Genomic DNA, 26311 nt, shown 5'->3' with positions numbered 1-26311 from the left:
TTCGCCCACTGCCTGTAACCCACCCTAGGCAGGCCGTCCGTCAACGCTCGGCCCGACCGCTCCGTGTGGACGAAGGGGGCGTGCCGCCGGGTCTGGGGACGGCACGGCATGCCTGTGGCCCGGCCCGTGGGGGCCGGGGCGGGGCCCTTCGAGGCTCCTTCGTCGCACCTCAGGACAGCGCGTGGTCGCTAGGTGTGCCAGGTGACGCCGCGGGGGGTGGTGGTGGCGGTGAGGTCGTGTTGGTGGACGTGGGTGTGGTGGCGTTCGCAGAGGAGGGCGGCGTTGGACAGGTCGGTGGCCCCGCCTCGTGCCCAGTGGGTGATGTGGTGGGCGTCGGTCCATTGCGGGGGCATGGTGCAGCCGGGGTAGGTGCAGCCGCCGTCGCGCAGCCACAGGGCTTTGCGTTGGCCGGGGGTGAACAGTCGGGTGGTGCGGCCGAGCTCGAGGGGTTCGTGGTCGGTGCCCAGCAGGGCGGGGATGATCCCGGCGGTGCAGGCCAGCTTGCGGACGGTGGTGGGGGTGAGGACCTGGCCGGTGGCGGTCAGGCCGCCGGCGTGGCCCCCGCTGGGTGGGTCGAACGCTGCCCCGCCGAACACTTGGCCGGTGGCGTCGGGGGCGTGGCCGGGCAGGTCCTGCCCGCAGGCGACGCACCGGCCGTGCGCTGAGGAGAGGGCTTGGAGGCTGATGGTCACCAGGATCTGGGCCTTGTCGGCCCGTGGGACGCCTTCGGGGGCGGCGACGCCGCGGCTGATGATCGACAGCAGCGCGTCGGCGCGGCGCCGGGCGGGGGTGCGCTCGTCCGGGGCGCCGTCGGGCCCCTTGACGGGTGCGGACAACGCGGCCAGCGCGGCGTCGAGGATGGCGGCGCCCTCGGGGTCGAGGTCGACGCGGTAGCGGGTCATCCCGCAGGGCCCGGGGGCCTTGGTCAACGACCGGGAGGCCCTGGCTGCGGCGTCCTCGTCGTCGAGGTCCTGCTCCGGGCGCAGCATCCGCCCGGTCTGGGTGATCGCGGCCGCGAGCTTCTTCTCGTCCAACCCGCCGACCCGGTCGGTGACCCGGGTCCCGTCGGGCGAGGTCAGCACCTCGTCCCGGGCGGCCCGGGTCAGGACTGCCAGGTCCTCCTCGAGGAGGTCCGGGTCGGCGACCCGGCGCACCGACTCGTGGAAGCGCACCAGCTGGTCGGCCTTGCTCAACGGCAGGTCACCGGCCTCGAAGGCCTGCGTGATCTCACCCGTCGCCCCTGCAGCGCCGGCGACCCGCACCACCCGCGCGACGTGCTGGGTCGAGGGGCGGGGCGCGCGGCGCCCTTCGTTGACCCCGACCCAGTCGTGCGCCGACCACGACCCATGGCCCGGCAGGCCCCGCGAGATCCCTTCGCGCACCAGCTGCACCTCGGCGACCTCCAGCAGCTGCCGGGCCCGACCGATCAACGCCAACCCGTCCGCGACGTCCGGGTCGGGCAGCTGCCAGGCCGTGCCCGGGTCGGAGTACACCAACGAGCGCAGCGCGTCCCGCAGGCCACCCATGAGGCCTGTGTCGCGGTACTGCAGCGGCGTCGCTGTCATGATTCGATCATACGTTCGATGACCTGCATCACACCGGACCGACACGCGGTGTGGACAACAACCCGGGATCACAGGGTCTGTGGACCCGGCCCGGGGCCCTACGCGGCAGTCACGGGCCGGAGCTAGACCACGCCGTCCAGCTGCTTCTTCTGGATCTTGCCCATCGCGTTGCGCGGCAACGAGTCCGTGAAGCGCACCTCACGCGGACGCTTGTGCCACGCGAGCTCCTCGGCGACGTGCGCGACGAGGGTCGCGGCGACGGTGTCGTCGGCCCGACCGCTCGGCACGACCCAGGCCACGATCCGCTGGCCGAGGTCGGGGTCGGGCACGCCCGCGACAGCGACCTCGGCGACCTCCGGGCGGCCGAGCAGCGAGGCCTCGATCTCGCCGGCGCCGACGCGATAGCCACCGGACTTGATGAGGTCGACGGACTCGCGGCCGACGATGCGATGGAACCCGCCGTCGTCCCACGCGGCCATGTCGCCGGTGACGAACCACCCGTCCTGCGTGAAGGACGCAGTCGTCGCGTCGTCCCTGTTGAGGTAGCGGTCGAAGAGCATGGAGCCCCGCACCTCGAGCCGGCCGATCGTCTCCCCATCGGCCGGCACCGCACGTCCGTCGTCGGTCCGGATGCGGGTCTCCGCGTCGCCGACCGGCAGACCGACCCAGCCCCGGCGACGCTCACCATCGGCACGTGTGCTCAGGGTGATCATGGTCTCCGTCATGCCGTACCGCTCGATCGGCGCCTGCCCCGTGAGCTCACGGATCGCGTCGAAGACCGGCACGGGCAGCGGCGCGCTCCCCGACACGAGGAGGCGCGCGCTGGACAGCGCCCGGGCGGAGGTCGGGTCGGCGGCCACCCGCGACCAGACCGTGGGCACGCCGAAGTACATCGAACCGCGGGCGGCGGCGTAGCGCTCCGGGCGCGGCCGACCCGTGTGGTGCAGCCGGCCGCCGAGGCGCAGCGGACCGAGCATGCCGAGGATCAACCCGTGGGTGTGGAAGAGTGGCAGACCGTGGACGAGCAGGTCGTCGGCGGTCCACTCCCAGGCCTCGGCGAGGCCGTCGAGGCCGGAGGCCATGGCCGCCTGGCTGAGGGTCACGCCCTTGGGGGCCCCGGTCGTGCCGGAGGTGTAGAGGATGATCCCGGTCCGGTCGGGGCCGGGCGTCGGGGGCAGCCCGGGCGATCGCCCGCCCGTGACGTCCACCGGGAGCGAAGGGAGCGACACCCCCTCTTGCGCCGCCCCGACCCAGGCGGTCGCGGCCGAGTCGCGGAGCACGTGCTGCACCTCGCCGGCACCGGCGTCCGGCGGGACGGGGACGGCCGGCACGCCGGCGAGCAGGCAGCCGATGACCGCGACCGCGGTCTCGACGCGGGGCTCGGCGCGCACCGCGACCGGGCCGTCGTCGGGCAGCGACGCGGCGAACCGCGCTGCGGCGTCGACGAGCTGGTGGCTGCCGAGGGTCGTGCCGTCGACGGTCAGGGCGTCGGGTCGGTCCGGTCCGTCGAGCAGGCCCTGGATTAGGGAGGAGGTCATGCGATCACCTTGCCGGGGAGGATGAGCAGGAGCGTCAGGGCGATGGGGCCGACGGCGACCATCGCGAGCCCCCACCGGGTGAGCAGGGAGGTCAGCCGGGGCCGGTCCTCCGCCTCGGCGGTCGCCACGTACGTCGCGCCGACGGTCGAGAAGGGTGAGACGTCCACGATCGACGCACACACGCCGATGGCGCAGATGAGCGCCCACCCGGGGACTCCCCCTTCGCTGATGAGGGGGAGGGAGAGCGGCACGAGCGCCGCCAGCATGCCGGTCGTCGACGCGAAGGCGGAGATGAGCCCGGCGACGACGCACAGGAGGAAGGCGGCGAGGATCGGGGTGCCCAGGGCGGCGGCGCTCTCGCCGAGCATGTCGAGCACGCCCATCTCCTTGAGCACGCCGACGTAGGTGATGATGCCGCCGACCAGCAGCACGGAGCCCCAGTCGATGCGGGTCATGGCTCGCTTGCCGGCCGCCGGGTCGATGACGGCGAGCAGGGCACCGAGCGCGAAGCCGAGGACACCGATGTCCGGCTCGCCACCCGTGACGGCGATGACGACCACGCTGATGACGAGGGCGGCCATCGCCACGAGGGTCACGACCTGCAGGGTGGTCGGCGGGGCGACGGTGCCGTCGGTGACGGCCTCGCGGACGGCCGTGGCCTGCGTCTTGAGCTGGAGCGAGGACTGGCCGTAGCCACCGATCTCGCGCCCGGTCCCGGAGCCTCCGGTCGGGCCGGCGACGGCAGGCTCCTCGGTCACCGGGCGAGGACGACGCCCGAACATCAGGTGGGCCACGGCGAGGAGCACGAGGTTCATCGCGAGCGCCAGGCCGAAGAGCAGCATGGGGTTGAGATCGATCCCGGCACTGTCGGCCGTGCCCCAGGTGATGATGCCGAAGAGGCTCGTCGGGGCGAAGGCACCCGCGGACAGGCCGGTACCCATGGCCAGCGCCATGAGCATCGGGTCGAGACCGCGCCGCGCGGCGACGGTCATGCCCACGGGTGCCATGACGAGGCCGCCGAGCGGGGCGCCCATCGCGGAGATCGCGGCGGTGAGCAGGAAGAAGACGAGAGGGAAGAGCCCGTCCCGGCCTCCGACGCGGCTGATGACGGCGTCGATGAGCCACTCGATCGTGCCGTTGCTGTGCGCGATGCCGAAGAAGTACGTGACGCCGACGAGCAGGACGAGGATCGAGAGCGGGAACCCGCCGATGACGTCCTCGAGGGCCATGTCGGCCAGCCCGAGGCCGACGGCCGCGGCGAAGGGGAACATCACCAGCCCGATGTTGACGTTGCGGATCGCCGCGAGGGCGAAGACGGCGACGAAGGTCGCCAGGGCGAGTAGCTGCACGAGCATGGGCACTCCTTTGTGGTCCACTGTGCGGTCCGTTGGTCTATTGTTTGGACCAGACGCACCGTAGTGCCCAGCACGCCGAGGAGCAACACATGTCCGGTAACCAGCCCACCCACAGCGTCGTCAGCGCCTTCCGGGTGCTCGAGACGGTCGCCGACCTGCAGCCGGTCGGGCTGTCCGAGCTCGCCCGAGAGGTCGGCCTGCCGAAGAGCACCACCCAGCGCATGCTCACCACGCTCGCGGAGATCGGGTGGCTGCGGGCCACGCAGGAGTCGCCCACACGGTGGGGCCTGACCTACCGGGCGCTCCGGCTCAGCCGCAGCGTCGACGGCCGGTCCGGGCTGCGTGACGTCGCGCTGCCGGTGATGAGCGAGCTGCAGCTCGCGACGACCGAGACGATCCACCTCGCCGTGCCGGACGGTGATGCGCTGGTCCTGCTCGAGCGCCTCGACACCTCGCACCGCCTCCGGGCCTTCCTGGCGCTCGGCACCCGCATCCCCTTCCACGCATCTGCCACCGGCCTCGCCTACCTGTCGGCCTGCAGCGATGCGGAGATCGACGACCGCCTCCGCGCGGACCTGGCGCCGCAGACCCGCGACACCCTCGTCGACCCCGACGCGGTGCGCGCGGCCATCGCCGAGGTCGGGGCTCGCGGCTGGTCCATCAACCCGGGCGGGCTGTCCGAGGGGATCACCGCCGTGGGCGCGCCGATCATCGACCGGACCGGCCACCCGGTCGGCGCGATGTCGGTCTCGGGACCGAGCAGCCGGATCACCCCGGACCGTTTCGACGGGCTCGGGGCCCAGGTGGCGGCGGCCGCCGGCCGCATCGGCCGCGCCCTCTGAGCCGAGCGCTGACCATTTCCTGGCCGGGAGTTCACCGGCCGTGGCCCGAGGGGCCGCCGGGACTCGTCCCGGACGTCAGGGACGGTTCACCCGGGCGCGGGAGCGTCGAGTCGGCCGCCACGAACGGTCATCCCCCCACCAAGGAGCCCCGCACCATGCCCCTGCACACGCCACGCATCCTCCCGCCCGTCGTCACCGGCGCCCTCGCGCTCTGCCTGACCGCCGCCATCGCGGCCCCCCTCGCGACCACCGCGACGGCCTCCCCTTCGTCCGCCGCCGAGCGTCCTGCGAGCGCCTGGTCCGAGACCGCCTACCGCGGTGCGGTCGAGGTCGTGCCCGGCACGGACGAGGCCAAGGACACGATCGACGGCGTCGTCTTCGACGACCGCGACAAGGACTCGACCCAGGACCGCGGCGAGCGCGGCATCAAGGGCGTCACCGTCTCCAACGGTCGCGAGGTCGTCACGACCGACGCCAAGGGTCGCTACGAGCTGCCCGTCGACGACAACACCAACGTCTTCGTCACCCAGCCCGCCGGCTACGAGGTCCCCGTCGACGAGGACAACATCGCGCAGTTCTCCTACGTCCACCTGCCGAAGGGCTCGCCGGAGCTGAAGTACGGCGGCATCGAGGCGACCGGCCCGGCCCCGGAGGCCATGAACTTCCCCCTCGCGCAGTCCACCGCGACGAAGAAGCCCCAGCAGGACTGCATCATGGGCGGCGACATCCAGACGTACAACCAGACGCAGGTCGAGTACGCGCGCAAGGGCGCGTTCGCCGACCTCGCCGCCCGCGACGACTACACCTCGTGCGGCGCGCTCTTCCTCGGCGACATCGTCGGTGACGACCTCTCGCTGTACGCGCAGACGCGTGAGCTCACCGGCATGATCAACGGTCCCGCCCGCCTGCTCCCCGGCAACCACGACCTCGACTTCGACGCGGCGGACAGCCAGAACCGCTTCGACACCTACCGCTCGCAGTTCGGCGCCGACTACTACTCCTACGACGTCGGCGACCTGCACATCGTCGCGCTCGACTCGGTCCAGTACCGCGCGGGCCAGTCCTACACCGGCGGCCTCGGCGAGGAGCAGCTCGAGTGGCTGCGCAACGACATCGCGGCGACCCCGAAGGACAAGACGGTCGTCCTCGCGGCCCACATCCCGCTCCTCAACTACCACGACCAGGGCCAGACGCGGCACCAGGTCAAGGAGATCAAGGAGATCCACGAGCTCATCGGCGAGCGCGACGCGGTCGGCTTCGGCGGCCACAGCCACACGACCGAGGTCATGCGCGCCGGCGACTCCACCGAGGGCTGGGCAAAGACGTGGGGCGTCGAGGAGCTTCCCTTCGACCACATCACCGCGGGCGCGATCTCCGGTGACTGGTACTCCGGTCGCGTCACCGACGCGGGCTTCCCCACGGCGATCCAGAAGGACGGCGCCCGCCCCGGCGTCCTCACGCTCGAGTCGCGTCCCGACCAGCTCAGTGAGCGCTTCACGGTGACCGGCGGCGACGAGTCCGAGCAGATGGCCGTGGGCATCAACTCGCCCCGCTACCGCGAGTGGTTCGCCGCCAACCGCGCCAACCGCGGCAAGGCGCCCGCCTTCGAGCGGCCCACCGAGGTCTCCGCGACCGACCTCGCCGGCGGCACGTACCTCACCACCGACGTCTTCGCGGGGTCGACCGGCACCGACGTCACCGTCGCGATCGATGGCGGCGAGGCGAAGGGGGCCACCCGCACCCAGGAGATGGCCGGCGAGGCCAAGCGGGTCGGTGCCCTCTGGTCCGACCCGGTCGCGGTCCAGGAGCAGCTCGTCCACGGTGGCAGCGTCGCCGAGAGCGGCATGCACCTGTGGCGCCTGGAGCTGCCGGGTGACCTCGGGGCCGGCAAGCACACGGCGGCCGTCACGAGCACCGACCGCTACGGCCGCGTGAGCACCGAGACGATCGACTTCACGGTCACCGACTGAGGCCCGACCAGCAGGTGACGGCGCCCGGGGCTGGTTGCTCCGGGCGTCGTCGCGCTGCTCGTCACCCGGCTACCGCGCAGGACCGCCGACGGTCCCCTCCCTCACGGCCAGCTCCAGCCCGTCGAGGAAGAGCCTCAGCGCCACCTTTCGGGAAGATACCCCCGAGGGGTATAGTTGGACACACTATGAGCAGCTCACCCGGCCCCCACCACGCCACCGTCGAGCACCGCGCGGACCCCCACGCCGGTCACGAGCACCACGACGAGCACGCGGGTCACGGAGGTCACGCCGGCCACGGTGACCACGTCGGGCAGTTCCGCCGGCTCTTCTGGATCATGCTCGCGCTGGCCGTGCCGGTCGTCGGGTTCAACGACATGTTCGCCGACCTCATCGGCTACGCCCTGCCGCACGGCGGGTGGGCGCGCTGGGTCTCCCCGGTGCTCGGCACGGTCATGTACGCCTGGGGCGGGTCCCCCTTCCTCACGGGGGCCGTGAGCGAGATCCGCGCCCGCAAGCCCGGGATGATGCTGCTCATCGGTCTCGCGATCACCGTGGCCTTCATCGCGTCCTGGGGCGCGAGCGTCGGCACCCTCGACCACGCGCTGAACTTCTGGTGGGAGCTCGCGCTCCTCGTCGTCATCATGCTGCTCGGTCACTGGATCGAGATGCGTTCGCTCGCCCAGACGACCTCCGCGCTCGACTCGCTCGCCGCGCTGCTGCCCGACGAGGCCGAGCGCGTGGAGGGTGACGAGGTCGTGACGGTCCCCCCTTCGTCCCTCGCAGTCGGTGACGTCGTCGTCGTCCGGCCCGGCGCCTCCGTCCCCGCCGACGGCCGGGTCGTCGAGGGCTCGGCGAGCATGGACGAGTCGATGATCACGGGCGAGTCCGCCACGGTCCGCCGCTCCGCGGGCGACGCGGTCGTGGCGGGCACCGTCGCGACCGACTCCGGTCTGCGGGTCGAGGTCACCGCGACCGGTGACGACACCTCGCTCGCCGGGATCCAGCGGCTCGTCTCCGACGCGCAGTCGTCCTCCTCCCGCGCCCAGCGGATCGCCGACACCGCGGCGGGCTGGCTCTTCTGGTTCGCCCTCGGCGCCGCCGTCATCACGGCGATCGTGTGGTCCCTCCTCGGCCTGCCCGACGACGCGGTCATCCGCACGATCACCGTCCTCGTCATCGCCTGCCCCCACGCCCTCGGCCTGGCGATCCCGCTCGTCGTCTCCATCGCGACCGAGCGCTCCGCCCGCGGCGGCGTCCTCGTCAAGGACCGACTGGCGCTGGAGTCGATGCGCACGGTCGACACCGTCCTCTTCGACAAGACCGGCACGCTCACCCTCGGCGAGCCGACCGTCACCGCCATCGAGACGGCCGGCGACCGGACCCGCGACGACGTGCTGGCCCTCGCCGCCGCGGCCGAGTCCGACAGCGAGCACCCGCTGGCCCGCGCCGTCGTCACCGCCGCGCAGCACCGTGAGCTCACCGTCCAGCGGGCCGGCGACTTCTCCTCGTCGCCGGCCGTCGGCGTGCGGGCCGTCGTCGACGGCACCACCGTGGAGGTCGGCGGGCCGTACCTGCTCGAGCAGCACGGCCTGGCCGAGCTGCCGGTCGCGGAGACGTGGCGCAGCGAGGGCGCGATCATCCTCCACGTCGTCACGGACGGCGAGGTCATCGGCGCACTGCGCCTGGCCGACGAGATCCGGTCGGAGTCGCGCGATGCCGTCGCCGCGCTCCACGCCGTCGGCGTCCAGGTCGTCATGATCACCGGCGACGCCCGCGCGGTCGCCGAGGCCGTCGCGGCAGAGCTCGGGATCGACCGGGTCTTCGCCGGGGTGCGTCCAGAGGACAAGGCCGCCAAGGTCGCCGAGCTGCAGGGCGAAGGGAGGAGGGTCGCCATGGTCGGCGACGGCGTCAACGACGCACCCGCCCTCGCCCAGGCGGACGTCGGGCTCGCGATCGGCGCAGGCACGGACGTCGCGATCGGGTCGGCCGGCGTCGTGCTCGCCAGCTCGGACCCGCGCTCGGTCCTGTCGGTCATCGACCTCTCCCGCGAGGCCTACCGCAAGATGAAGCAGAACCTCTGGTGGGCCGCCGGCTACAACCTGCTGTCGGTGCCCCTGGCCGCGGGAGTGCTCGCGCCGGTCGGCGTCGTCCTGCCGATGAGCGTCGGCGCGATCCTCATGTCGGCCTCGACGGTCGTCGTCGCGCTCAACGCGCAGCTGCTGCGTCGCCTGGACCTGCGACCGGAGGCGAGCACCGCGAAGCTGCGGGAGTCCACCTGAGGGCTACCGCGGTCAGCCCGCGGCGCAGACGATGCAGGTGCGGGCCGTCGGCCGGGCCTCGAGGCGGCCCGGCGCGATGGGACCGCCGCACCGCTCGCACGTGCCATAGGTGCCGTCCTCGAGACGCTCCGTCGCCGCCTCGATCTCGACGAGCGCCGCCCGGGCCTGACCGATCAGGGCGTCGAGCTGTGAGCGCTCGAAGGCGATCGTCGCCCCCTCAGGGTCGTGCTCGTCGTCGGCGTTGCTCCCTTCGCTCGCCTCCACCAGGGACGTGAAGTCCCCGGTGAGGGTCGTGAGGCGGGCGAGGGTCTCCCTTCGCTCCGCGTCCAGGCGCGCACGCACGTCGTCCATCGGGCCATCGTGGCACTGGGTCACGACACCGCCGGGACCACGTCCGTGTGGGTGAAGTCGTCGCCGACGAAGAGCAGGGGCTCCCCTGCGACGACGGACAGCGCATAGGCTAAGCAGTCACCGAAGTTCAGCCGCGCCCGCGAGCCCGACCCGCGCCCGTAGCGTTGGTACGCGCGGCGGGCAATCTCCCCTTCGCGCTCGGTCACGGGCTGGACCTCGATGTCGAGGGCCTCGACGAGCTCGTCCAGGCGTGCACCATGGGCCGCGGACCGTGCATCAGCGACGATCGACGCCTCGAGCCGGGTGGCGACGGACATCCGGCACGGCCCGACGAGGGCCGCCTCGACGAGGGCGCCCGCACCGGGCTCGTCCTCGAGGATCGCCATGAGGGCGGAGGAGTCGACGATCACCGCGGCAGGCCCGTCCGGTCGTCGAAGAGGTCCTCGACCCGCTCGATCTGACGATCAGGATCGGCAGGCGTGCCCAGGTAGGCACGCACGATGCCTTGGACGATGTCGACCTTCGCCGCACGACGCCGCCGCTCGGGGTCCTCGCCGTAGTCCTCGAGGAGGCGCCTCAGCGCCTCCTCGACGGCCCCGGTCTGCGACAGGCCGGTAGCCGCGGCCGCCTGCCTGGCCAGCTCATGGACCCGCTCGTTCTTGATGTTCAGCCCCATGGGACCAATCTACCCACGACGCGCGGTAGACGTCTACCGTGCCGACCAGGCCGCGTAGCCTCCCACGAGATCGCACACCTCGTCGTGCCCCCGCGCGCGCAGCAGGCTCGCCGCGACCGACGAGCGCCAGCCCCCGGCGCAGTGCACGAGCACCGGCCGGTCCGTCGGGAGGTCCTCGTGACGGCGGGCGAGCTCGGCCAGCGGGATGTGGACGGCACCGGGGATGACCTGGTCACCCTCGCGCTCACCGGCGTTGCGCACGTCGAGCACGAGGGTCCCATCGGCGACGTCGTCCCACTGGGTGACCTCCACGCGCTCGACCGAGGTGACGAGGTCGGGCAGCTGCGCGAGGACGGCCGGGCCACCTTCGACGTGGCCGACGACGGCGTCGAAGCCGATGCGTGCGAGTCGGAGCGCCGCCTCCTCGTGCCGGCCGGGCTCGGCGAGGACGAGGATCTCGTCACCGTGCTCGAGGACCATCCCGGCCGTCTCGGCGAAGCGTCCGTCGAGCCCCACGTTGAGCGAGCCCACGAGGTGGCCGGCGGCGAAGTCCTCCGGGGAGCGGGTGTCGACGACGACGGCCCCACCCGCCATCGCCGCGCGCACCTCGGCGGGCGTGAAGGGGACGACGGTCTCGTCCGGGTCGAGCAGCTCGCGCGTGCGCAGGTTGAGGGCCGCGTCGACCTGGAAGTACGGCGGCGCCGACGGCTGGCCGGTGGTGACCATGCCGACGAACTCGTCCACCGGCATCGTCGCGGCGAAGGGGTTGGTCGTCCGCTGCGCCCCGATGTTCGACTCGAGCTCGTCGGACAGGCCGCGGCCGCAGGAGGAGCCGGCACCGTGGGCAGGCATGACCTTCGTCGCGTCGGGCAGCTTCAGGAGCACGTCGTGCAGGGTGCTGTACATGGCCGTTGCCAAGGACTGCGGCGTGGACCCGTCGGAGACGACGAGGTCGGGGCGGCCGACGCCGCCGATGAAGAGGGAGTCACCGGTGAGCACCGCGTGCGGGTTCCCCTGCTCGAGCACGAGGACGCTGATCGACTCCCAGGTGTGGCCGGGGGTCTCGAGGATCTCGAGCGTCACCTCGTCGCCCAGCTCGATGCGGTCACCCTGCGCGAGGGTGCGCACCTCGAACTCGGCCCGCTCGGCGGCGGTCGGCCCGTAGCCGATCCACGCGCCGGTCGCGGCGGCCAGCTCGAGGTGACCCGCGACGAAGTCGGCGTGCACGTGCGTGTTGATGACGCCGACGATGTCGAGGTCGTGCTCCCGCGCATCGGTGAGGTAGTCGCTGATGTCCCGTCGTGGGTCGACGACGACGGCCTTGCGGGTGCCCTCGTCGGCGATGAGGTACGAGCCGTGCGAGAGGCAGCTGAGGTAGTACTGGGTGAGGATCATCGGGGGTTCTCCTTCTGGGGGGCGTCAGGCGCGGTCGGCGCGCAGCTGCGCGAAGACGGTCTCGGGGTCGGGCATGTCGCGACGGTTGTGGGGCAGCTTGGACAGCAGCATCCCCATGGCGCAGGTGTCGGTCAGGGCAGCGCCGGTCAGGCCGGCGCCGATCCCGGCCGCGACCCACTTCGCCGGGGGCAGGACGGCGCTCACGAGCACGCCGGTGAGGACGATCGAGCCGGCCACGAGGCGCACCTGGCGCTCGAGGTCCCACGTCCCCTCGCCGCGGACGACGTCACCGCCGGCGCTCTCCCACGCGGTGATGCCACCGTCGAGCACGTGCAGGTTGGGCAGGCCGGCACCGGCCAGGGCACCTTCCGCGCGACAGGCGCGGGCCCCGGAGCGGCAGACGAGGACGACGTCCTCGTCGAGGTGCTCGGCCAGCTCAGGGCCGTGCTCCTCGAGGAGCTCCAGCGGCACGTTGTAGGAGCCGGGGATGTGCACGTCGGCGAACTCGCCCGGCGTGCGGACGTCGACGATGCGGGGGCCGGTCGGTCCGGCCATCCACTCGCGCACCTGCGCGGCATCGAGGGTAGCGGGTCGGGTGGTGGTGCTGGTGGTCATGGGGTCCTTTCGGGAAGGGGGGTGGTCAGGTGAGGAGGGCCGGCACGGACTGCACGGCGGTGAAGGCGGCGATGACGAGCACGAGGACAGCGAAGGCCTGCGACAGCCCCCGGGCCGGGATCCGGTCGGCGATGCGGGTGCCGACCAGGCTGCCCACGACGGCCACGCCCGCGAAGCCGAGGATGAGCGGCCAGTCGAGGTCACCGACACCCTGCTGCGTCCGGGCCGCGAGCGCCGTGGCGCTGTTGACGGCGATGACGAGCAGCGAGGTGCCGACGGCCACGGGCATGGTGAAGCCGAGGACCAGGACGAGGACGGGGACGAGCACGAAGCCGCCGCCGACCCCGAGGAAGCCGGTGAGCAGCCCGACGAGCGTGGCGGCGGTCAGCAGCTTCAGCAGGCGTGGGCAGGCACAGGTCAGGGGGTGGAGGGTGAGGATCGGCTCATCGGGGTCACCCTCGGTCGCCGCGGCGGAGCCGCGGCGACTGCGTCGCAGCATGAGGGTGCCGACCACGACCATGAGGACGGCGAAGGCGGTCATCAGCAGCTCCGGGGGAACCAGCCGTGAGGCGGCCGACCCCGCGACCGCCCCGGCCGTGCCGAGGAGGCCGAAGGTCAGCCCCTGCCCGAGCCTCACCCGTCCGCCGCGGTGGTGCGCCGGCAGGGAGAGGAGGGAGGTGATCCCGACGATGATCAGCGAGCTGGTCGTGGCCGTGACGGGGTCCTGCCCCAGGACGTGCACGAGGGCGGGGACGGCGAGGATGGACCCCCCGCCGCCGAGGGCGCCGAGGGCGAGGCCGATGGCCAGACCGAGGGGGATGACTGCAAGGGGCACGTGAGGACTCCGGGTAGGACCGTCGGGGACGGGGCAGGGGGGAACCCGCCCCCGACGGCGTCTGGGTGGCTCAGCCGCGCCCGATGAGGCGGGAGAGCAGGTTGGGCGGGGTGCCGGGGGCGCCGGCTCCCTTCGCCGGGGTGGCGTGGCCGGGGCAGCGCTGGCTGCCGGGCACGCCCCGCATCACCTGGTCGACGTGCTGGCCGCAGCCGGCCCAGGTGGTCTTGCCGCACTGACGGCAGGTGGTTTGACGGCACATGGTGGGTCTCCTCGTGTGGATTGGGGAAGGGGGGTCAGGCGGGGGTGGTCATGGGCAGGCCCGCGGGGGCGGCGTTGTCGAAGTCGTCGTCGACGACGACGACCCGGCGCCCACGGGCGGCGAGGACGGAGGCCGCGATCGACGCGCGGTAACCGCTCGCGCAGTGGACCCACAGCTCGCGCTCGGGGATCTCGTCGAGCCGGTCGAGCACCTCACCGATCGGGACGTTCTGCGCGTCCTCGACGTGACCGTCGGCATACTCGCCGGCCAGTCGGACGTCGAGCACGTGCACGGGGCGGTGGTGGCGCACCTGTGACAGGTCGGCGAAGGTCGCCCGCTCCAGGGTGCCGACGGGACGGTCGGTCCAGTCGGCGGGCCCACCGGTGGCGGCGCCGGCGATCCGGTCGAGGCCGATGCGCGTCATCTCGCGCTGGGCCTCGACCACCTCGTCGGAGGTCTCGCCGAGCAGGGTCACGGACGCGTCCCACGGGATGAGCCAGCCGAGATAGGTCGAGAACTGGCCGTCGAGACCGAAGTTGAGCGTGCCGGTCACGTGGCCGGCGGCGAAGGCGGTCCGGGTGCGCAGGTCGACGACCCACTCGCCGGCGTCGATGCGCGCGGCCAGGGTCTGCTTGTCGGCGCGCTCGGGGGCCCGCAGGTCGGCCTCGGCGGGCCCGGCGGCGTTGGCCGGGTTCATGTGGACGTAGTACGCGGGGTACGCGTCGAGGCCGGCGAGCGTGTCGGCGACCCACTGCTCCTCGTCCTGCGTGAGCGCCGGGTTGAGCCGACGCTCCCGGCCGATGGTCGACTCGGTGGCGCCACCGGTCGACCCGGAGGAGCAGAAGGAGCCGAATCCGTGGGTCGGCAGCACGTCGGCCTGCTCCGGCAGCTCGTCCGCCAGACGGTGGATCGAGGCGTACTGGTGGTGGACGAGTGCGCTCGTGTGCTCCTCCCCGAGGAGGTCCGGCCGGCCCGTGGCGCCGAAGAGCAGCGACCCGCCGGTGAAGACCGCCGTGGTCGTGGCCTGGTCGCCGTCGCCGGTCTCCAGCGCGTAGGAGAGGTGGGTGAAGGTGTGTCCGGGTGTGGCGATGGCACGCATGCGCATCGCGTCGGACACCTCCACGACGTCACCGTCGCGGATCGGCTCACGGTCGAAGGAGACCTCGTCCGCGGCGTTGACGTGGTAGCGGGCGCCCAGGCGGCGGGCCAGTGCGAGGCCGCCGGTCACGTAGTCGTTGTGCAGGTGGGTCTCGAAGACGTCCGTGATGCGAACGCCCGCCTCGTCGGCCACCTCCAGGACGCGGTCGATGTCGCGCTGCGGGTCGATGACGACGGCGAGCTCGCCGTCGTGCGCGAGGTACGAGCGGTCCCCGAGGCTCGGGGTCTCGATGGTCATGATCGTCGGCTCCATGGGTAGCAAATTAATACCCCCATGGGTATGCTGTCAACATGCGGTCGGAGAGATCGCACGACGAAGGGAGATCGACATGCAGTACGCCATGACCACCACGGTGGACGCCTCGTTCGACGAGACGCTGGCCGCCACCCGGGACGCGCTGTCCGAGCAGGGGTTCGGTGTCCTCACCGAGATCGACCTGGCCGCGACGCTCAAGGCCAAGGTCGGTGCCGACATCGAGCCGCACGTGATCCTCGGCGCCTGCCGGCCGCAGCTGGCGGAGCGAGCCGTCGCCATCGAGCCCTCGATCGGGCTGCTGCTCCCGTGCAACGTCGTCGTCCGCGCCGTCGGCGAGGGCCGCACCGTCGTCGAGGCGGTCGACCCCGACATGATGGTCGGCGTGACGGACAATGAGCAGCTGAAGGATGTGGCTGCCGAGGCCCGCACCCGGCTCGACGCCGCCCTGGCAGCACTGCCCGGCCGCGTCGGCTGACGCAGCCGATCACGAGGAGAGAGACACACACATGGTCACGTTGGACATGGAGGACATGGGCCCGGTCATCAACCGGCTGCGCCGCGCCCAGGGTCAGATCGGCGGGGTGATCCGCCTCATCGAGGAGGGTCGTGACTGCAAGGACGTCGTGACCCAGCTGGCCGCGGCCAGCCGGGCGCTCGACCGCGCCGGCTTCGCCATCGTCGCGTCCGGGCTGCAGGAGTGCCTCACCTCGCCCGACGGGGTCAACGAGGACGACAAGGCCGCGATGGAGAAGCTCTTCCTGACCCTCGCCTGATGCGACGCCGACGTCACTCCTGCGGCTTGCGGTAGATCACCTGGCCCTCGGTCGCGCCGACGTCGGCACTCTCGTACCGGACGTCCTTGAAGGCGTCCCGGTAGGGAGCCGACCCTGCCCCCGCGTCGAGCACGAGGAAGTCGGGTCCCGAGGCGCGAGCCGCGGCGCGCTCGGCGAACTGGCGGGCATACACACGGGAGGGGTTGACGGCCATGGGTAGACCCTGCCATCCACGGGCCCCGTCGCCCCTTGGCAGGGCCCCCTTCCGGTGGAACTCTGGAGGCGCGGGTCGCCCGCCCAGGGGCGACTCGACCCCTTGAAATGAGAACAGCATGACAACGTCGTCAATAGGTTCTTCCCGGCGCCCACGCCGGTTCATCCTCCCGACCCTGAGCAGCGCGGCACTCGTCGCTGCTCTGGTCGCTGTCCCGGGAGCCGCCACCGCGGACCCCGGCTACCGGGTCGTCGCCAGCGGCCTGGACAACCCTCGCCACCTGTCGGTCGGCCCGGGTCACAACCTCTTCGTCGCCGAGGCGGGCACCGGCGGAGCCGGTCCCTGTCTGGTGGGCCCCGAGGGCGGGGTCTGCTATGGCAGGACCGGAGCGGTCACCCGTGTCGACGTCAAGCACGGCACCCAGAAGCGCGTCCTCACCGGCCTGCCGTCCCTCGGGTCGGCTCCGTCCACCGACCCCGAGGCTCCGCCGCCCGGCTCCCAGGCCATCGGGCCCGGTGACGTCGTTCTCCGGGGCTCCAAGCGCCTCGTCGTGACGATCGGCCTCGGCAACGACCCGGCCATCCGGACGCAGTACCCCGCACTTCGCGACATGGGGACGCTGCGCACCGGCACGATCGGTTCGTCCAGGACCCACCTCCTCGCCGACCTCGCCGGCCACGAGGCCGCGACCAACCCGGCCCCTCCGGCGGATGGGCCGGACAGCAACCCGGGCGGCTTCACCAAGGTCGGATCGGGCTACGTCGTCGCCGATGCCGGCGGTAACGACCTCGTCGAGGTCTCCAAGAGCGGAGGCATGAAGACCCGGGCGATCTTCCCCGAGCAGATGGCCACCGCGCCGGACTTCCTCGGGCTGCCGCCCGGGACCAAGATCCCGGCCCAGGCCGTGCCGACGTCGGTGGTCTCCGGCCCGGACGGGGCGTTGTACGTCAGCCAGCTGACCGGCTTCCCCTTCGAAAAGGGCCTGGCGAAGATCTACAGGGTCGACAGGCAGGGTCGGGTGAGCGTCTACGCGAGTGGCCTGACCAATGTCACCGACCTCGCCTTCGGGCCGGGTGGCCACCTGTACGCCGTGCAGATCTCCTCCGAGGGCCTCCTCACCGGACCGATCGGTTCCGTCGTCCGGATCCCGAAGGGGGGCGGACACGCGAGTGTCGTCGCCGGGGGTCTCTTCGCTCCGTACGGCATCGCGATCACGGGCAGGACCGGCTACGTCACGACCGGCAGCGTGGCTCCCGGTGGCGGGCAGGTGATCGCCCTCCACCTGCGCTGACCCGGTCACGAGCGGACCGGGGTCACCTCGGCAGCTCGCCCGCAGAGACCTCCCGGCCGCTCGCCTGCCAGCCGGTCGTCCCGCCCGCGACGGAGTAGGCCTCGATGCCGGCTCGCCGCAGCGCGTCAGCAGCTGACGCGCTGCGGCCGCCGGTGGCGCACACGACGTAGACGGCGCCACCTGCAGGGAGCTCGTCGAGCGCGCCCTCGAGCGACCCCAGCGGGACGGGGCGGGCTCCGGGGACGTGTCCGCTGGCGTACTCGTCCGGCTCGCGCACGTCGAGGACGGTGGCGCCAGCCGCGAGCGCGGTGGCGAAGGTCTCCAGGTCGACCTCCCGAGGCAGGTCGAGCAGCTCGCGCTGCCGGGCGACCTCCTGCCGGATGTCGGTCATGTCCAGACCCTTGATCCCCTCGATGACCTGCTCCAGGGCGGTGGCGGGCAGGGCTCCCGGCTGCGAGAAGACGAGGATCCCCTCGCGGAAGCCCATGAGGGTGGGGATCGAGCTGATGCCCGCGGCGCCGGCGATCTCCTGCTCGGCCTCCGTGTCGAGCTTGCCGAAGACGACGTCCGGGTGCTGCTCGGAGGCCGCCTCGTAGACGGGCGCGAACGAGCGGCACGGGCCACACCAGGCCGCCCAGTAGTCGACGAGCACGATGTCGTTGTCGAGGATGGTCGATTCGAAGTCGCTGCGGGTCAGGTCCTTGGTCGTCATGAGCTCATCCTATCAATACCCTGGGGGGTATCGTGTCAGCCACGCCCCAAGGGCGGTGCGGGTGCCGATGCAGACTGAGGGCCGGCGCATCGACCCGGGCGGCCCCCTTCGCTAGCCTCGGGGCACGTGGACCGACCGCGGGAGAGAGGCACCAGATGAGCACCCGGACACCCGACCCCGATGCGGGAGACCTGCCCGACGACGTCCCCGAGGCCGATGCCCTCGACCAGCAGAGGCCGGTCGGCACGGACGACGAGGTGGGCGTGGACCTGCCCGACGAGCCGGTTGGTCAGGTCCAGGACGCCGACCCGGCCGATGTCTGGGAGCAGTCGCAGATGATCCCGGACGGTGAGGACGAGCGAGACCAGGGGTGAGCCAGATGGGACCGCGAGAGGGAGGTTCCTCCCGTTACGTAGCGTCACGCACCGTGCATCTCGACATCAGTGTCGAGATGCAGCGCAGATTGCACTCGACACGCGGCCTACTTTGCACAGACCGGGCCTGAGCGTGGTGGGAGTGCAATGTATGCGCCGCCTGCTTGCTGGGGCGCCATCAGGCACAGGGGTCAGGTCCCCCGTAGCACTTCTGGCCTCAGTTGCCGGAGCGCGACCAGCGAGGCTGACGACTGAGCGACGATGAGGGCGGCTACGAGGAGCAGCAATACGCCCCAGGGTGGGTTGACGCTGGTCCCAGTTAGACGAAAGAGCATCACCGCGACGGTCAGCATGGTCACGAGGCTGGCTCCTACGATGGCGAGAGCAGTGATCACCCATTGGGTGATGAGCTGCACTCTGCGGACGACTCCACCGTCGGCTCCGACAGCGACTATCCGTCCGAACTGGCGGCGTAGCGACGCAGTGCGAGCGTGCGAAGAGATCGCCGTGATACCAAGCATGAGGATCGCCAACAGGGCCGCGCTTGCGATGAGAACCGCCGGCGCGAGTAATTGGCGAGGTGCGTGGTGCCGCTGAAGAAGACTTTGGTCAAGGCCCCCCTCACGGACAGCCGCTACCGCACGGTCAGCGGCATCAGTCGTCACGTGTGCGTAAACGGTGCCTCCTGATCGCAACTTCACCCCCTGGGCTCGGGCAGGCTCAGCGAGCATCACAGCACCCGTCTGAGTAGCCCACTCCTCGGTGGGCTGATAGGCGGCGGTCTTCACGGGTGGCGACGGCATGCGGCCGTTGATCTGGAGATCGGCGCCGGGTTCCCACACCAACGCCCCGCCTTGCTCGAGAGTCGACTTCTGTCCGGCCGAGAGCGGTGCGCCCCACACTGTCTCGACATCATCAACCGTGGACACAGCGATGACAGAGGCGTTCTTGCCAGGCCCGACTTCGTACCAGGTGTTGTCCGTGACGAAGAGCTTGCTGGAGGCAACTCCCGAGGACGTATCCAACGCTCCGGCCACCGTCTTGCTCACCGCGGATGGGGCCGGGGCGGCAAGCCCCCCTTCGCCCGCGACCAAGATCTGACCCGGACCGACAGGCGCGAGAGTCTCCGCACGAGCCGACGACCCCGACGTGGTCAGGAGTACCGCGGTGGTGAGAGGGAGGGCAAGGACGACCATCGTCAAGACGATCTCTGTTGTCACCGCGCGATCAGCCCGCAACAGTCGCGACGCCAGTCGCCAGTGGGGTGTCGGTCGCTCGACCTTGCGAGCGACGACCGAGACGATTTCCGGGGTCACCAGTGCGATGGCAATCAGGGTGAACGCGCCGACGACCATGGCGTGAGCTGCACTGCTGGTCCAGGCCGCGACGACCACCGCCGCGCACGCCAGAGCCAGGGCCGCCCACCGTCTGATGGCCGGGTTCGCCCTGCGCGAGGCCCCGACTCCGGTGCGTGGCGGCCGCAACTGGAGCATGCCCGCAGCCAAACCAATCAACGCGCTGACGGCCATCACCGCTACCGGCCCCAGCAGCCCAGGAAATGGGCTAGCGCACGGTCATTCCAGCTCTCGGCAACGGGCCGCGCTAGGTGACCCAGCCCCCAACCCAGGAGGTATCCCGCGAGCACGCCCAAAGTCACGACCACGAGGAACGCGGACGAAACCATCCCCAGGGCAGTGCTCCGTTGTCCCCCGACCTCAAGGACGCGCCGAACGAAGGCCCGCTGACGCGCTCTGCCAGCGCCAACACCGAGGGCCACCGCGAGCATCGGGACAAGCAGGGCAGGGACGACAAAGGCGAAGGGCGATGCATTGATCCAGCTCTCCTCTGCGGTAACGCTGGTGGCACGGTCCGTTTGGGCGGACACCTGCTGCTTCCGGAACTCTGCGACGAGCGTCCGCGCCTCCTTCTGAGAAGTCAGGACGGACGCCGATGCGACCAGGCCGGCGCGCGCGGTCCGCGCCTCAGGGGGCAACGACTCCCACGTACCCGGCCCCGCCAAGATGAACGCACCGTCGCTGTAGGCGTCGTCCGCGACTCCCACCACGCGGACGTCGACCGTGTCTGACAACAAGGAAAGTGCGTCGTCGGCCGCGGAGGCGAGATCCTGGCTAACGACCACTTCTCCGGCGCTCGTGGGCCAATGACCAGAGACCACGTTGAATCCGAAGGGCGCTGCCGACCAATCCGATTCCTGATAGCGCACACGCTTGTCCGGGTCATCGGACACACGCACGCTCGCCGAGTGCAGGACCACAGGAGCGCCGTTGGCGCTTTCGCGGATAGTCCGCAGCGATCGGTTCGCCCCTGGCTCGATCGGAGCATTCACTCGCACGACCGCCTCCCGGTCGGAGAAGTCCCGTTGAAGGACCTGCTCTCGCGACAGGCCCCAGGACGTCACAACCACATAGCTGACCAGGATCAGCACGGTGGCGACGACCACTCCCGCTCCGGGACGCCAAACCCAACTTGCACGCAACAATCGGGGTAGCAACCTCAGTGAGCGATTGAGCTCACCCATCGATCAGCCTGCCGTCGACCATCTCCAGAACGCGGGAGGCCGACGCCCGAGCCACGGCGTCGTGGCTGGAGAGGATGACGGTCTGGCCCTGTGCGCTCAGGTCCGCAAGCAGGTCGAAGAGCGCCGCGGAGTTGGCCGAGTCCAGGGCTCCCGTGGGCTCGTCTGCGACCAACACATCTCGTTCACCGACCAGGGCGCGGGCGACCCCCACGCGCTGCTGCTGGCCTCCGGACAACTCTCTGGGAAACCGTTCTCCGTATCCCCCCATCCCAACTCGCTCCAGCCACATCTCTACTTCTGCGGCTCTGTCTTTCGGGACGGTATCCCCGCGCAGGTCGAGGGGGAATGACACATTCTCCGAGACAGTGAGCTCTTCGATGAGGTTGTCGTGCTGGAACACCACTCCGACATGCCGCAAGCGAAGGGACGCCAGCTCGTTGTTCGACGCGTCGCTCACATCAGCACCCGCGACACGAATCTGCCCAGACGTAGGGCGGTCCAGACCTGCGATGAGGTTTAGCAGCGTCGACTTCCCCGACCCACTCGCCCCGAACAAGCAGACAAACTCGCCCGTGCGGGCGCTGAACGAAACTTCGTCCACCGCCCGCACGGTCTCTACTTGCGTCGAGAAGTGCCGAGACACGTCCGACATCTCCACCAAAGCGTCAGCGATGATCAACACCCAGCGGCTGTAGATGTGGACGAGACCTCATCGCTGTTCCACGGCGCGACGTGGCCGTCGCTATCTCCACGGGTAAAGGTCATGCAGTCCCCTCCGTAGTTCCACTCTGCATAACCCCGGGCGTTCTGGGTGCTTCGGTTGGCCCAAGAATCAAGCTCATTGTTCGCATCCCCTTGGTGGTTCGCCAACGGCAGACCCGAGTTACGTTCAATGATGAGCCAATTGTAGTCGTTGTTGCCCCACCCGCAGACGCGAGTAGAATCGCATTGTGCGAAAGAGGCCTGCGCGGCCCCTTGCGAAGCAAGTGTCATGGTCCCCAAAATGGCAGCGGCTACACACATTCTTTTGATGCTGTTTCTCATGGACTTCCCCTCCGATGTGGGCGCCGATCGGCACCTGCGGTAAGGATGGCAGAACAGAGGTCGACACTTGGTAAATGTTCAGTAAGTAGACTGCCAGCGAATCGTCACCGGTCAAGCCCCGGGTAGTGGTGTAGCGCCTGCGTGTTCCTTCTGGTGGTTCAGGCGGTCAATGCGGGCAGGTTGTCGCCTCCGGTCTCGGGGTCGAGGGCGGGCACGATGTTGACGCGGCAGCGGGCGAGGACCTCGAGGCCGAGGTAGCGCCGACCTTCGGCCCATTCATCGGTTTGCTCGGCCAGGACCGCCCCGACCAGGCGCACGATCGCGGCCCGGTTGGGGAAGATGCCCACGGAGTCGGTACGGCGTCGGATCTCGCGGTTGAGGCGTTCGGCGGGGTTGTTCGACCAGATCTGGGTCCACACGTCTTTGGGGAAGGCGGTGAACGCCAAGATGTCCGCGCGGGCCGCGTCGAGGTGCTCGTGGACCTCGGGCAGTTTGCCGTCGACGTACTCCAGCAGCCGCTCGAACTGCGCCTGGACGGCGTCCTTGTCGGGTTGGTCGTACACCGAGTGCAACATCGCCTTCACGGCCGGCCACATGCTCTTGGGCGTCACGGACATCAGGTTCGCGGCGTAGTGCGTGCGGCAGCGTTGCCACGACGCGCCGGGCAGGTTCGCCGCGATGGCCTCGACCAGGCCCTTGTGGGCGTCGGAGGTGACCAGCCGGACGCCGGTCAGGCCTCGGGCGGTCAGGTCGGCGAAGAACTCGTTCCACGCCGGACCTGTCTCGGAGGTGGCCACGCGTAGCCCGAGGACTTCGCGGTGCCCGTCGGCGTTGACCCCGACCGCGATCAACGCGACGGCGTTGATCACCCGCCCGCCCTCGCGGACCTTCATCGTCAGCGCGTCGGCGGACACGAACGTGAATGGCCCAGCATCGGCCAGGGGCCGGTGGCGAAACTCCTCGACGATCTGGTCCAGATCAGCGGCCATCCGCGACACCTGGGACTTGCTCAGCGAGTCGATCCCCAGGGTCTTGACGAGCTTGTCCATGCGGCGGGTCGACACGCCAGCGAGGTAGCAGTCCGCGACGACCGTGATCAACGCGGACTCGGCGCGCTTGCGGCGCTCGAGGAGCCACTCGGGGAAGTAGGTCCCCGAGCGCAGTTTCGGGATTGCGACATCGACGGTGCCGACGCGGGTATCGAGGTCGCGGTGGCGGTACCCGTTTCGCTGTGCCGCCCGCCCAGGAGTGGCCCGGCCATACTCCGCGCCAACCACGGCATCGGCATCCGCGGACAGCAACGCGTTGATCATGGTCTGCAACAGGGAACGCATCATGTCGGGCGATGCTTCGGACAGGGCTTCGCTCAACAGGCCATGAGGGTCGACAATGTGAGGTGCGGTCATCGTGATGACTCCATTCGAGAGTGCTGTGAGAGGTTCGCTCGAAGGATCACGCGGTGGCCGCACCCATGTCCACTACCGGGACGATGACGGTCACTGCGCTACACCACTATCGGGGACTCAACTGAATCCCAGCCCCCGATACAGCGTGCGTGCGGGCAGATTGGCCCGTCCGGTCGACACGGTCGCGCGGCGATGCCCTGCCCGAAATAGCACCGCCTGGACGAGCTTCCGTCCAGCACCGCGGCGGTGAACCGCCGGATCGACAACCAGCCGGTCGATGTCGACGCCGTCGGCGTCCTCGGCCCGCGCCACCGCTCCGATCAAACGACGGCCATCGTCGAAGGCACCGAGCCAACTCAGGCGCGCCGCACGAAGCTCCTCGACCTCTTCATGCAGCGCCGGGATGCGGTCATCTCCAATCAGAGACGCCTCCACCCGGTAGGCGGCGCGCTGAATGGCGAGGAGCCTCCCCGTCGCCGGTAGCCCCGCTCCGTCCGAACATTCGCATAGCCTGATCACCCAGCGCAGATCACTTCGGGGGCAACAGGCGTGTCCAGCAGCAGCACCAGCACCAGCAAGTTTCACAAAAGCCGGAAATCGGCGGCCGTGCTGAAGCACGCCATCATCAACCAGTACGCGACGCCCTTCGCCAGTAAGACTGGCAGCAGGTCGCTGGACCACCGGGTCACCTTCATCGACGGGTATGCCGGAGCTGGACGGTACGACGACGGCGCTGAGGGCTCGGGCGCCATGTTGCTCCGGAAGGCTCACGAGCTGGCGGCGATGAGCTCCCCCCGTCAGGTCGAGCTCCACTTTGTCGAGCAGGACCCTGTCACAGTCGCCAAGTTGCGCAAGGTTGTCGCAGCCGACGGCAACGGCCTCACGGTCACGGTGGATGACGGGGACATCTCCGTTCACCTGCCGAAGCTCCTCAGGGCCGCGGATGGCATCCCCCTGTTCGCCTACCTAGACCCATGCGGCCTGATCATCCCCATGGACGAGGTCGTGAGCATCTTCAACCGCCCTGGCGGCACGGCGCCGACCGAGGTCCTGATCAACCTGACCGCGCACCTGCGCCGGTTCGCGGGCATGCTGACAAGTGACAACCCCATCGAGGCATCGCTGAAGCGCGTTGACGCCGTCTGCGGCGGTGACTGGTGGCGGGACACCTGGCTGGAGAAGTGCGCGAACAAGGACGCCTCGGAGGACGACAAGGTCGCCGCCGAAGAGGCGGTCGTGGAAGGCTACGCCGCCAAACTCCGGGAGTGCCTAGGCGGTGGAGTGGGAACCTGGGTCATCGATGTCCGCCCCCGCGCGGACCTCAAGCCGCTCTACTACCTCGTCTTCGCGACACGGCACATCGACGGGATGCTCACCTTCGGTGAGTCGGCGTCCCTGGGGCTCCAAGAGTGGCGGAAGTACCACGCCAAGCTGGCTGCCGAGAACACGTTGTTCGCGGAGAACGACGCGTGGGAGAAGCACTGGAAGGTCCAGGAGGAACTCCTCAAGAAGCAGTGGGTCGAGACGCTCGCGGAGCGGATCACCGACGAGCTCGCGAAGGGCGAGGCCTTCCGCATCATCGACAAGCCGGAAGAGATCCTCGGCCAAGACCTCGTGGGCGTCGTCCGCACGCTGCATGTGCGCGCAGCCTTGAAGAAAGTGCTGGACGATGGCAACACATCGACCGACCCGAAGGGCAAGAGCGACCTGCTCACCCTGAGGATTAAGCCTGCGTAGGCACCGGCATCTCGTCCCAGAGCTGACCGTCGAGTTCCCGCCCGTTGCTCTTGGGTGTGCGTCCACCCCATTGCTTGAAGAAGAACGCTACGCCCTGCTCGCGGCAGGAGTCGCGAAGCTCGCGCACCCAGGTCGGGTCAAGGGGACGGTGGTTGGCTCCGCTCTCCCCTCCGGCGATCAGCCAGTGCATCCCAGTGAGGTCGAGGCAGGCAAGCGAGCCGAGGAGCGGCTCGGCGGACACAAAGCGGGTCGCGGCGGGCACTCGGCGCAGGTCATCGATGCGCCAGAGCTGGTCGGTTGTCTCCACGCTGACGCCGAGCCACACGTTGCTTGGCCACGGCAGTTCGGCAGCCATACGCGCCGCACGACGAGGCCGTTTGGTGAGCAGTTGGTAGGTGTGTCGCGGCGTCTCCTCCATGACTTGAAAGACCTCGCGGATGAACGACGACGAAATTCGCGCGTGGAAGAGGTCGGACATGCTGTTGACGAAGATGACGCGAGGCGACGCCCACCGGCGTGGGATGTCCAACGCGGATGGGTGCTCGGTGATTGCGAAGCCGGGGCCGCTTGTGCGCGGGTCGCCGTCCTCCTGGTACTTCGGGTTACCCATCGCTTTGAGTCGCTTGGCCAAGGTGAGGGCGTAGCAGTTGTCGCATCCCGGGCTGATGCGATCGCAGCCGGTCGTCGGGTTCCACGTGGCTTCCGTCCACTCGATGCCGCTACCGTCCGCCATGACAACAAGGTATGCCACTCGCTACCGACAGCCCGCGAAGGCTCGGTGCTTCGCGCGCCGGTGAAGCTGACCCGCTCTCTGCCTCGCGGACGACGAAGCAGGTGGCTCTGCAGAGGTACATCATTCTGGGCGGTATGCAGCGGTCTCGCGTCGGTCAAACGAAGGTTGCCGCAGGCTAAGTCCGAGGGTCGGGAGCAGGTCGCAGCGCCTGCCGAAGTTCCCGGAGGCATTTCGTCGCCGTTTACCCCGTCCGGACCTTTCACCGGGACGGGGACGTCTTGCGACACGGTGGTGGCGTCTCAGGAAACTACAGGTTGATGAGACGCGATCTGACGTCGCTGCCGAGGATCGAGTTCTCGCGGCTCTGCGGCTCATGGAGTGTCTCGGAAAAGTG

Annotated in this window: 28 protein-coding genes and 1 pseudogene; 8 read left to right on the top strand and 21 right to left on the bottom strand. The window is 70.2% G+C overall.

Going from position 1 to position 26311, the window contains the following annotated elements:
- Nucleotides 1-188 precede the first annotated feature (188 nt).
- From JT1_RS18745 to JT1_RS14550, 3 genes are all read right to left on the bottom strand, one after another.
- Nucleotides 189-1565 (bottom strand): HNH endonuclease signature motif containing protein, encoded by a 1377-nt coding sequence (locus JT1_RS18745; RefSeq protein WP_068327994.1) that lies wholly within the window; start codon nt 1563-1565, stop codon nt 189-191.
- Nucleotides 1566-1687: 122 nt separating this feature from the next.
- Nucleotides 1688-3103, bottom strand: coding sequence for an acyl-CoA synthetase (locus JT1_RS14555; protein WP_068327991.1), 1416 nt, complete (start codon nt 3101-3103; stop codon nt 1688-1690).
- On the bottom strand, nt 3100-4458 hold the full coding sequence (locus JT1_RS14550; protein ID WP_068327989.1) for an SLC13 family permease: 1359 nt from the start codon (nt 4456-4458) through the stop codon (nt 3100-3102). Before JT1_RS14550 ends, JT1_RS14555 begins: the two co-directional genes overlap by 4 nt.
- 89 nt (nt 4459-4547) lie before the next feature.
- On the opposite strand from JT1_RS14550, the gene JT1_RS14545 reads away from it, so the two are divergent.
- The 3 genes from JT1_RS14545 to JT1_RS14535 all read left to right on the top strand — a co-directional run bounded on the left by JT1_RS14545 (nt 4548) and on the right by JT1_RS14535 (nt 9549).
- Complete coding sequence (locus tag JT1_RS14545) at nt 4548-5300, top strand: IclR family transcriptional regulator (protein WP_068327987.1); 753 nt, start codon at nt 4548-4550, stop codon at nt 5298-5300.
- A 155-nt stretch (nt 5301-5455) separates the two neighbouring features.
- Entirely contained in the window at nt 5456-7270 is a 1815-nt protein-coding gene (locus tag JT1_RS14540) for a calcineurin-like phosphoesterase C-terminal domain-containing protein (protein ID WP_068327985.1), read from the top strand.
- Nucleotides 7271-7455: 185 nt separating this feature from the next.
- The gene (locus JT1_RS14535) at nt 7456-9549 is read left to right on the top strand and encodes a heavy metal translocating P-type ATPase (RefSeq protein WP_068327983.1); all 2094 of its coding nucleotides are present in this window, start codon (nt 7456-7458) and stop codon (nt 9547-9549) included.
- 12 nt (nt 9550-9561) lie between these two features.
- Here JT1_RS14535 and JT1_RS14530 read toward each other — a convergent pair whose 3' ends face one another.
- From JT1_RS14530 to JT1_RS14495, 8 genes are all read right to left on the bottom strand, one after another.
- Nucleotides 9562-9900 (bottom strand): TraR/DksA family transcriptional regulator, encoded by a 339-nt coding sequence (locus JT1_RS14530; protein ID WP_068327981.1) that lies wholly within the window; start codon nt 9898-9900, stop codon nt 9562-9564.
- A 20-nt stretch (nt 9901-9920) separates the two neighbouring features.
- A complete protein-coding gene (locus tag JT1_RS14525) occupies nt 9921-10310 on the bottom strand; it encodes a type II toxin-antitoxin system VapC family toxin (RefSeq protein ID WP_068327979.1) in 390 nt (129 codons plus the stop codon).
- Nucleotides 10307-10576, bottom strand: a complete 270-nt coding sequence (locus tag JT1_RS14520) for a type II toxin-antitoxin system VapB family antitoxin (protein WP_068327976.1) — start codon at nt 10574-10576, stop codon at nt 10307-10309. Before JT1_RS14520 ends, JT1_RS14525 begins: the two co-directional genes overlap by 4 nt.
- 33 nt (nt 10577-10609) lie before the next feature.
- Nucleotides 10610-11971 (bottom strand): MBL fold metallo-hydrolase, encoded by a 1362-nt coding sequence (locus JT1_RS14515; protein WP_068327974.1) that lies wholly within the window; start codon nt 11969-11971, stop codon nt 10610-10612.
- Nucleotides 11972-11995: 24 nt separating this feature from the next.
- Nucleotides 11996-12586 (bottom strand): rhodanese-like domain-containing protein, encoded by a 591-nt coding sequence (locus JT1_RS14510; RefSeq protein ID WP_068327972.1) that lies wholly within the window; start codon nt 12584-12586, stop codon nt 11996-11998.
- Between the two features lie 25 nt (nt 12587-12611).
- Nucleotides 12612-13421: a sulfite exporter TauE/SafE family protein gene (locus JT1_RS14505; protein WP_068327970.1), complete on the bottom strand. Its 810-nt coding sequence runs from the start codon at nt 13419-13421 to the stop codon at nt 12612-12614.
- Nucleotides 13422-13491: 70 nt separating this feature from the next.
- Complete coding sequence (locus tag JT1_RS14500) at nt 13492-13680, bottom strand: DUF8730 family Cys-rich protein (RefSeq protein ID WP_068327968.1); 189 nt, start codon at nt 13678-13680, stop codon at nt 13492-13494.
- 34 nt (nt 13681-13714) lie between these two features.
- Nucleotides 13715-15091: an MBL fold metallo-hydrolase gene (locus tag JT1_RS14495; RefSeq protein WP_068327960.1), complete on the bottom strand. Its 1377-nt coding sequence runs from the start codon at nt 15089-15091 to the stop codon at nt 13715-13717.
- 76 nt (nt 15092-15167) lie between these two features.
- Between JT1_RS14495 and JT1_RS14490 the strand changes: the two genes are divergently transcribed.
- Nucleotides 15168-15569 (top strand): DUF302 domain-containing protein, encoded by a 402-nt coding sequence (locus tag JT1_RS14490; protein ID WP_068327957.1) that lies wholly within the window; start codon nt 15168-15170, stop codon nt 15567-15569.
- A 31-nt stretch (nt 15570-15600) separates the two neighbouring features.
- Nucleotides 15601-15867 carry a metal-sensitive transcriptional regulator gene (locus JT1_RS14485; protein WP_068327954.1) on the top strand — a complete coding sequence of 89 codons (267 nt, stop codon included), beginning with the start codon at nt 15601-15603 and terminating at the stop codon, nt 15865-15867.
- A 13-nt stretch (nt 15868-15880) separates the two neighbouring features.
- Here the strand turns inward: JT1_RS14485 and JT1_RS14480 are convergent, their stop codons facing one another.
- Nucleotides 15881-16081, bottom strand: coding sequence for a hypothetical protein (locus JT1_RS14480; RefSeq protein WP_068327951.1), 201 nt, complete (start codon nt 16079-16081; stop codon nt 15881-15883).
- Between the two features lie 118 nt (nt 16082-16199).
- On the opposite strand from JT1_RS14480, the gene JT1_RS14475 reads away from it, so the two are divergent.
- Nucleotides 16200-17372, top strand: a complete 1173-nt coding sequence (locus JT1_RS14475) for a ScyD/ScyE family protein (protein WP_169702021.1) — start codon at nt 16200-16202, stop codon at nt 17370-17372.
- Nucleotides 17373-17394: 22 nt separating this feature from the next.
- On the opposite strand, the gene JT1_RS19000 is transcribed toward JT1_RS14475, so the two are convergent.
- Together JT1_RS19000 and trxA are read right to left on the bottom strand one after the other, a co-directional pair.
- The gene (locus tag JT1_RS19000) at nt 17395-17697 is read right to left on the bottom strand and encodes a rhodanese-like domain-containing protein (protein ID WP_255218349.1); all 303 of its coding nucleotides are present in this window, start codon (nt 17695-17697) and stop codon (nt 17395-17397) included.
- Between the two features lie 33 nt (nt 17698-17730).
- Nucleotides 17731-18084, bottom strand: a pseudogene (gene trxA / locus JT1_RS18995) (thioredoxin); the annotation flags it as partial.
- Nucleotides 18085-18239: 155 nt separating this feature from the next.
- On the opposite strand from trxA, the gene JT1_RS14465 reads away from it, so the two are divergent.
- The gene (locus JT1_RS14465; protein ID WP_068327945.1) at nt 18240-18458 is read left to right on the top strand and encodes an Rv3202a family protein; all 219 of its coding nucleotides are present in this window, start codon (nt 18240-18242) and stop codon (nt 18456-18458) included.
- 191 nt (nt 18459-18649) lie between these two features.
- Here the strand turns inward: JT1_RS14465 and JT1_RS14460 are convergent, their stop codons facing one another.
- The 6 genes from JT1_RS14460 to JT1_RS18020 form a co-directional block, all read right to left on the bottom strand.
- A complete protein-coding gene (locus JT1_RS14460) occupies nt 18650-19987 on the bottom strand; it encodes a hypothetical protein (protein ID WP_169702020.1) in 1338 nt (445 codons plus the stop codon).
- 5 nt (nt 19988-19992) lie between these two features.
- Nucleotides 19993-20919, bottom strand: coding sequence for a hypothetical protein (locus JT1_RS14455; protein WP_068327938.1), 927 nt, complete (start codon nt 20917-20919; stop codon nt 19993-19995).
- A gap of 70 nt (nt 20920-20989) precedes the next feature.
- Nucleotides 20990-21679: an ABC transporter ATP-binding protein gene (locus tag JT1_RS14450; RefSeq protein WP_218005605.1), complete on the bottom strand. Its 690-nt coding sequence runs from the start codon at nt 21677-21679 to the stop codon at nt 20990-20992.
- On the bottom strand, nt 21673-21990 hold the full coding sequence (locus tag JT1_RS19185) for a peptidase inhibitor family I36 protein (RefSeq protein ID WP_369407444.1): 318 nt from the start codon (nt 21988-21990) through the stop codon (nt 21673-21675). The genes JT1_RS14450 and JT1_RS19185 overlap by 7 nt, the downstream gene beginning before the upstream one ends.
- A gap of 209 nt (nt 21991-22199) precedes the next feature.
- The gene (locus JT1_RS14445; protein ID WP_068327898.1) at nt 22200-23447 is read right to left on the bottom strand and encodes an IS256 family transposase; all 1248 of its coding nucleotides are present in this window, start codon (nt 23445-23447) and stop codon (nt 22200-22202) included.
- Between the two features lie 117 nt (nt 23448-23564).
- A complete protein-coding gene (locus JT1_RS18020; protein WP_169702019.1) occupies nt 23565-24065 on the bottom strand; it encodes a GNAT family N-acetyltransferase in 501 nt (166 codons plus the stop codon).
- Between JT1_RS18020 and tcmP the strand changes: the two genes are divergently transcribed.
- Nucleotides 24054-25184, top strand: coding sequence for a three-Cys-motif partner protein TcmP (gene tcmP / locus JT1_RS14435; RefSeq protein ID WP_068327932.1), 1131 nt, complete (start codon nt 24054-24056; stop codon nt 25182-25184). The genes JT1_RS18020 and tcmP overlap by 12 nt on opposite strands.
- On the opposite strand, the gene JT1_RS14430 is transcribed toward tcmP, so the two are convergent.
- Nucleotides 25171-25917, bottom strand: a complete 747-nt coding sequence (locus JT1_RS14430; RefSeq protein WP_068327929.1) for a DUF5131 family protein — start codon at nt 25915-25917, stop codon at nt 25171-25173. The genes tcmP and JT1_RS14430 overlap by 14 nt on opposite strands.
- Nucleotides 25918-26311: the final 394 nt, after the last annotated feature.

The sequence above is a fragment of the Janibacter terrae NBRC 107853 genome (assembly GCF_001591405.1).
Lineage (GTDB): Bacteria > Actinomycetota > Actinomycetes > Actinomycetales > Dermatophilaceae > Janibacter > Janibacter terrae.
This window is presented reverse-complemented; position numbering and strand designations above follow the sequence as displayed.

Bases quoted from the DNA above. Each gene is read 5' to 3' on its own strand.
- JT1_RS14495 (WP_068327960.1), bottom strand. From the start codon at position 15,091: ATGGAGCCGACGATCATGACCATCGAGACCCCGAGCCTCGGGGACCGC.
- JT1_RS18745 (WP_068327994.1), bottom strand. From the start codon at position 1,565: ATGACAGCGACGCCGCTGCAGTACCGCGACACAGGCCTCATGGGTGGC.
- JT1_RS14480 (WP_068327951.1), bottom strand. From the start codon at position 16,081: ATGGCCGTCAACCCCTCCCGTGTGTATGCCCGCCAGTTCGCCGAGCGC.
- JT1_RS14490 (WP_068327957.1), top strand. From the start codon at position 15,168: ATGCAGTACGCCATGACCACCACGGTGGACGCCTCGTTCGACGAGACG.
- JT1_RS19185 (WP_369407444.1), bottom strand. From the start codon at position 21,990: ATGACACTTGCTTCGCAAGGGGCCGCGCAGGCCTCTTTCGCACAATGC.
- JT1_RS14515 (WP_068327974.1), bottom strand. From the start codon at position 11,971: ATGATCCTCACCCAGTACTACCTCAGCTGCCTCTCGCACGGCTCGTAC.
- JT1_RS14530 (WP_068327981.1), bottom strand. From the start codon at position 9,900: ATGGACGACGTGCGTGCGCGCCTGGACGCGGAGCGAAGGGAGACCCTC.
- JT1_RS14500 (WP_068327968.1), bottom strand. From the start codon at position 13,680: ATGTGCCGTCAAACCACCTGCCGTCAGTGCGGCAAGACCACCTGGGCC.
- JT1_RS14465 (WP_068327945.1), top strand. From the start codon at position 18,240: ATGAGCACCCGGACACCCGACCCCGATGCGGGAGACCTGCCCGACGAC.
- JT1_RS14430 (WP_068327929.1), bottom strand. From the start codon at position 25,917: ATGGCGGACGGTAGCGGCATCGAGTGGACGGAAGCCACGTGGAACCCG.
- JT1_RS14485 (WP_068327954.1), top strand. From the start codon at position 15,601: ATGGTCACGTTGGACATGGAGGACATGGGCCCGGTCATCAACCGGCTG.
- JT1_RS14550 (WP_068327989.1), bottom strand. From the start codon at position 4,458: ATGCTCGTGCAGCTACTCGCCCTGGCGACCTTCGTCGCCGTCTTCGCC.
- JT1_RS14460 (WP_169702020.1), bottom strand. From the start codon at position 19,987: ATGGCCGTCAGCGCGTTGATTGGTTTGGCTGCGGGCATGCTCCAGTTG.
- JT1_RS14520 (WP_068327976.1), bottom strand. From the start codon at position 10,576: ATGGGGCTGAACATCAAGAACGAGCGGGTCCATGAGCTGGCCAGGCAG.
- JT1_RS14510 (WP_068327972.1), bottom strand. From the start codon at position 12,586: ATGACCACCAGCACCACCACCCGACCCGCTACCCTCGATGCCGCGCAG.
- JT1_RS14540 (WP_068327985.1), top strand. From the start codon at position 5,456: ATGCCCCTGCACACGCCACGCATCCTCCCGCCCGTCGTCACCGGCGCC.
- JT1_RS14535 (WP_068327983.1), top strand. From the start codon at position 7,456: ATGAGCAGCTCACCCGGCCCCCACCACGCCACCGTCGAGCACCGCGCG.
- JT1_RS14475 (WP_169702021.1), top strand. From the start codon at position 16,200: ATGACAACGTCGTCAATAGGTTCTTCCCGGCGCCCACGCCGGTTCATC.
- JT1_RS14445 (WP_068327898.1), bottom strand. From the start codon at position 23,447: ATGACCGCACCTCACATTGTCGACCCTCATGGCCTGTTGAGCGAAGCC.
- JT1_RS14555 (WP_068327991.1), bottom strand. From the start codon at position 3,103: ATGACCTCCTCCCTAATCCAGGGCCTGCTCGACGGACCGGACCGACCC.
- JT1_RS14545 (WP_068327987.1), top strand. From the start codon at position 4,548: ATGTCCGGTAACCAGCCCACCCACAGCGTCGTCAGCGCCTTCCGGGTG.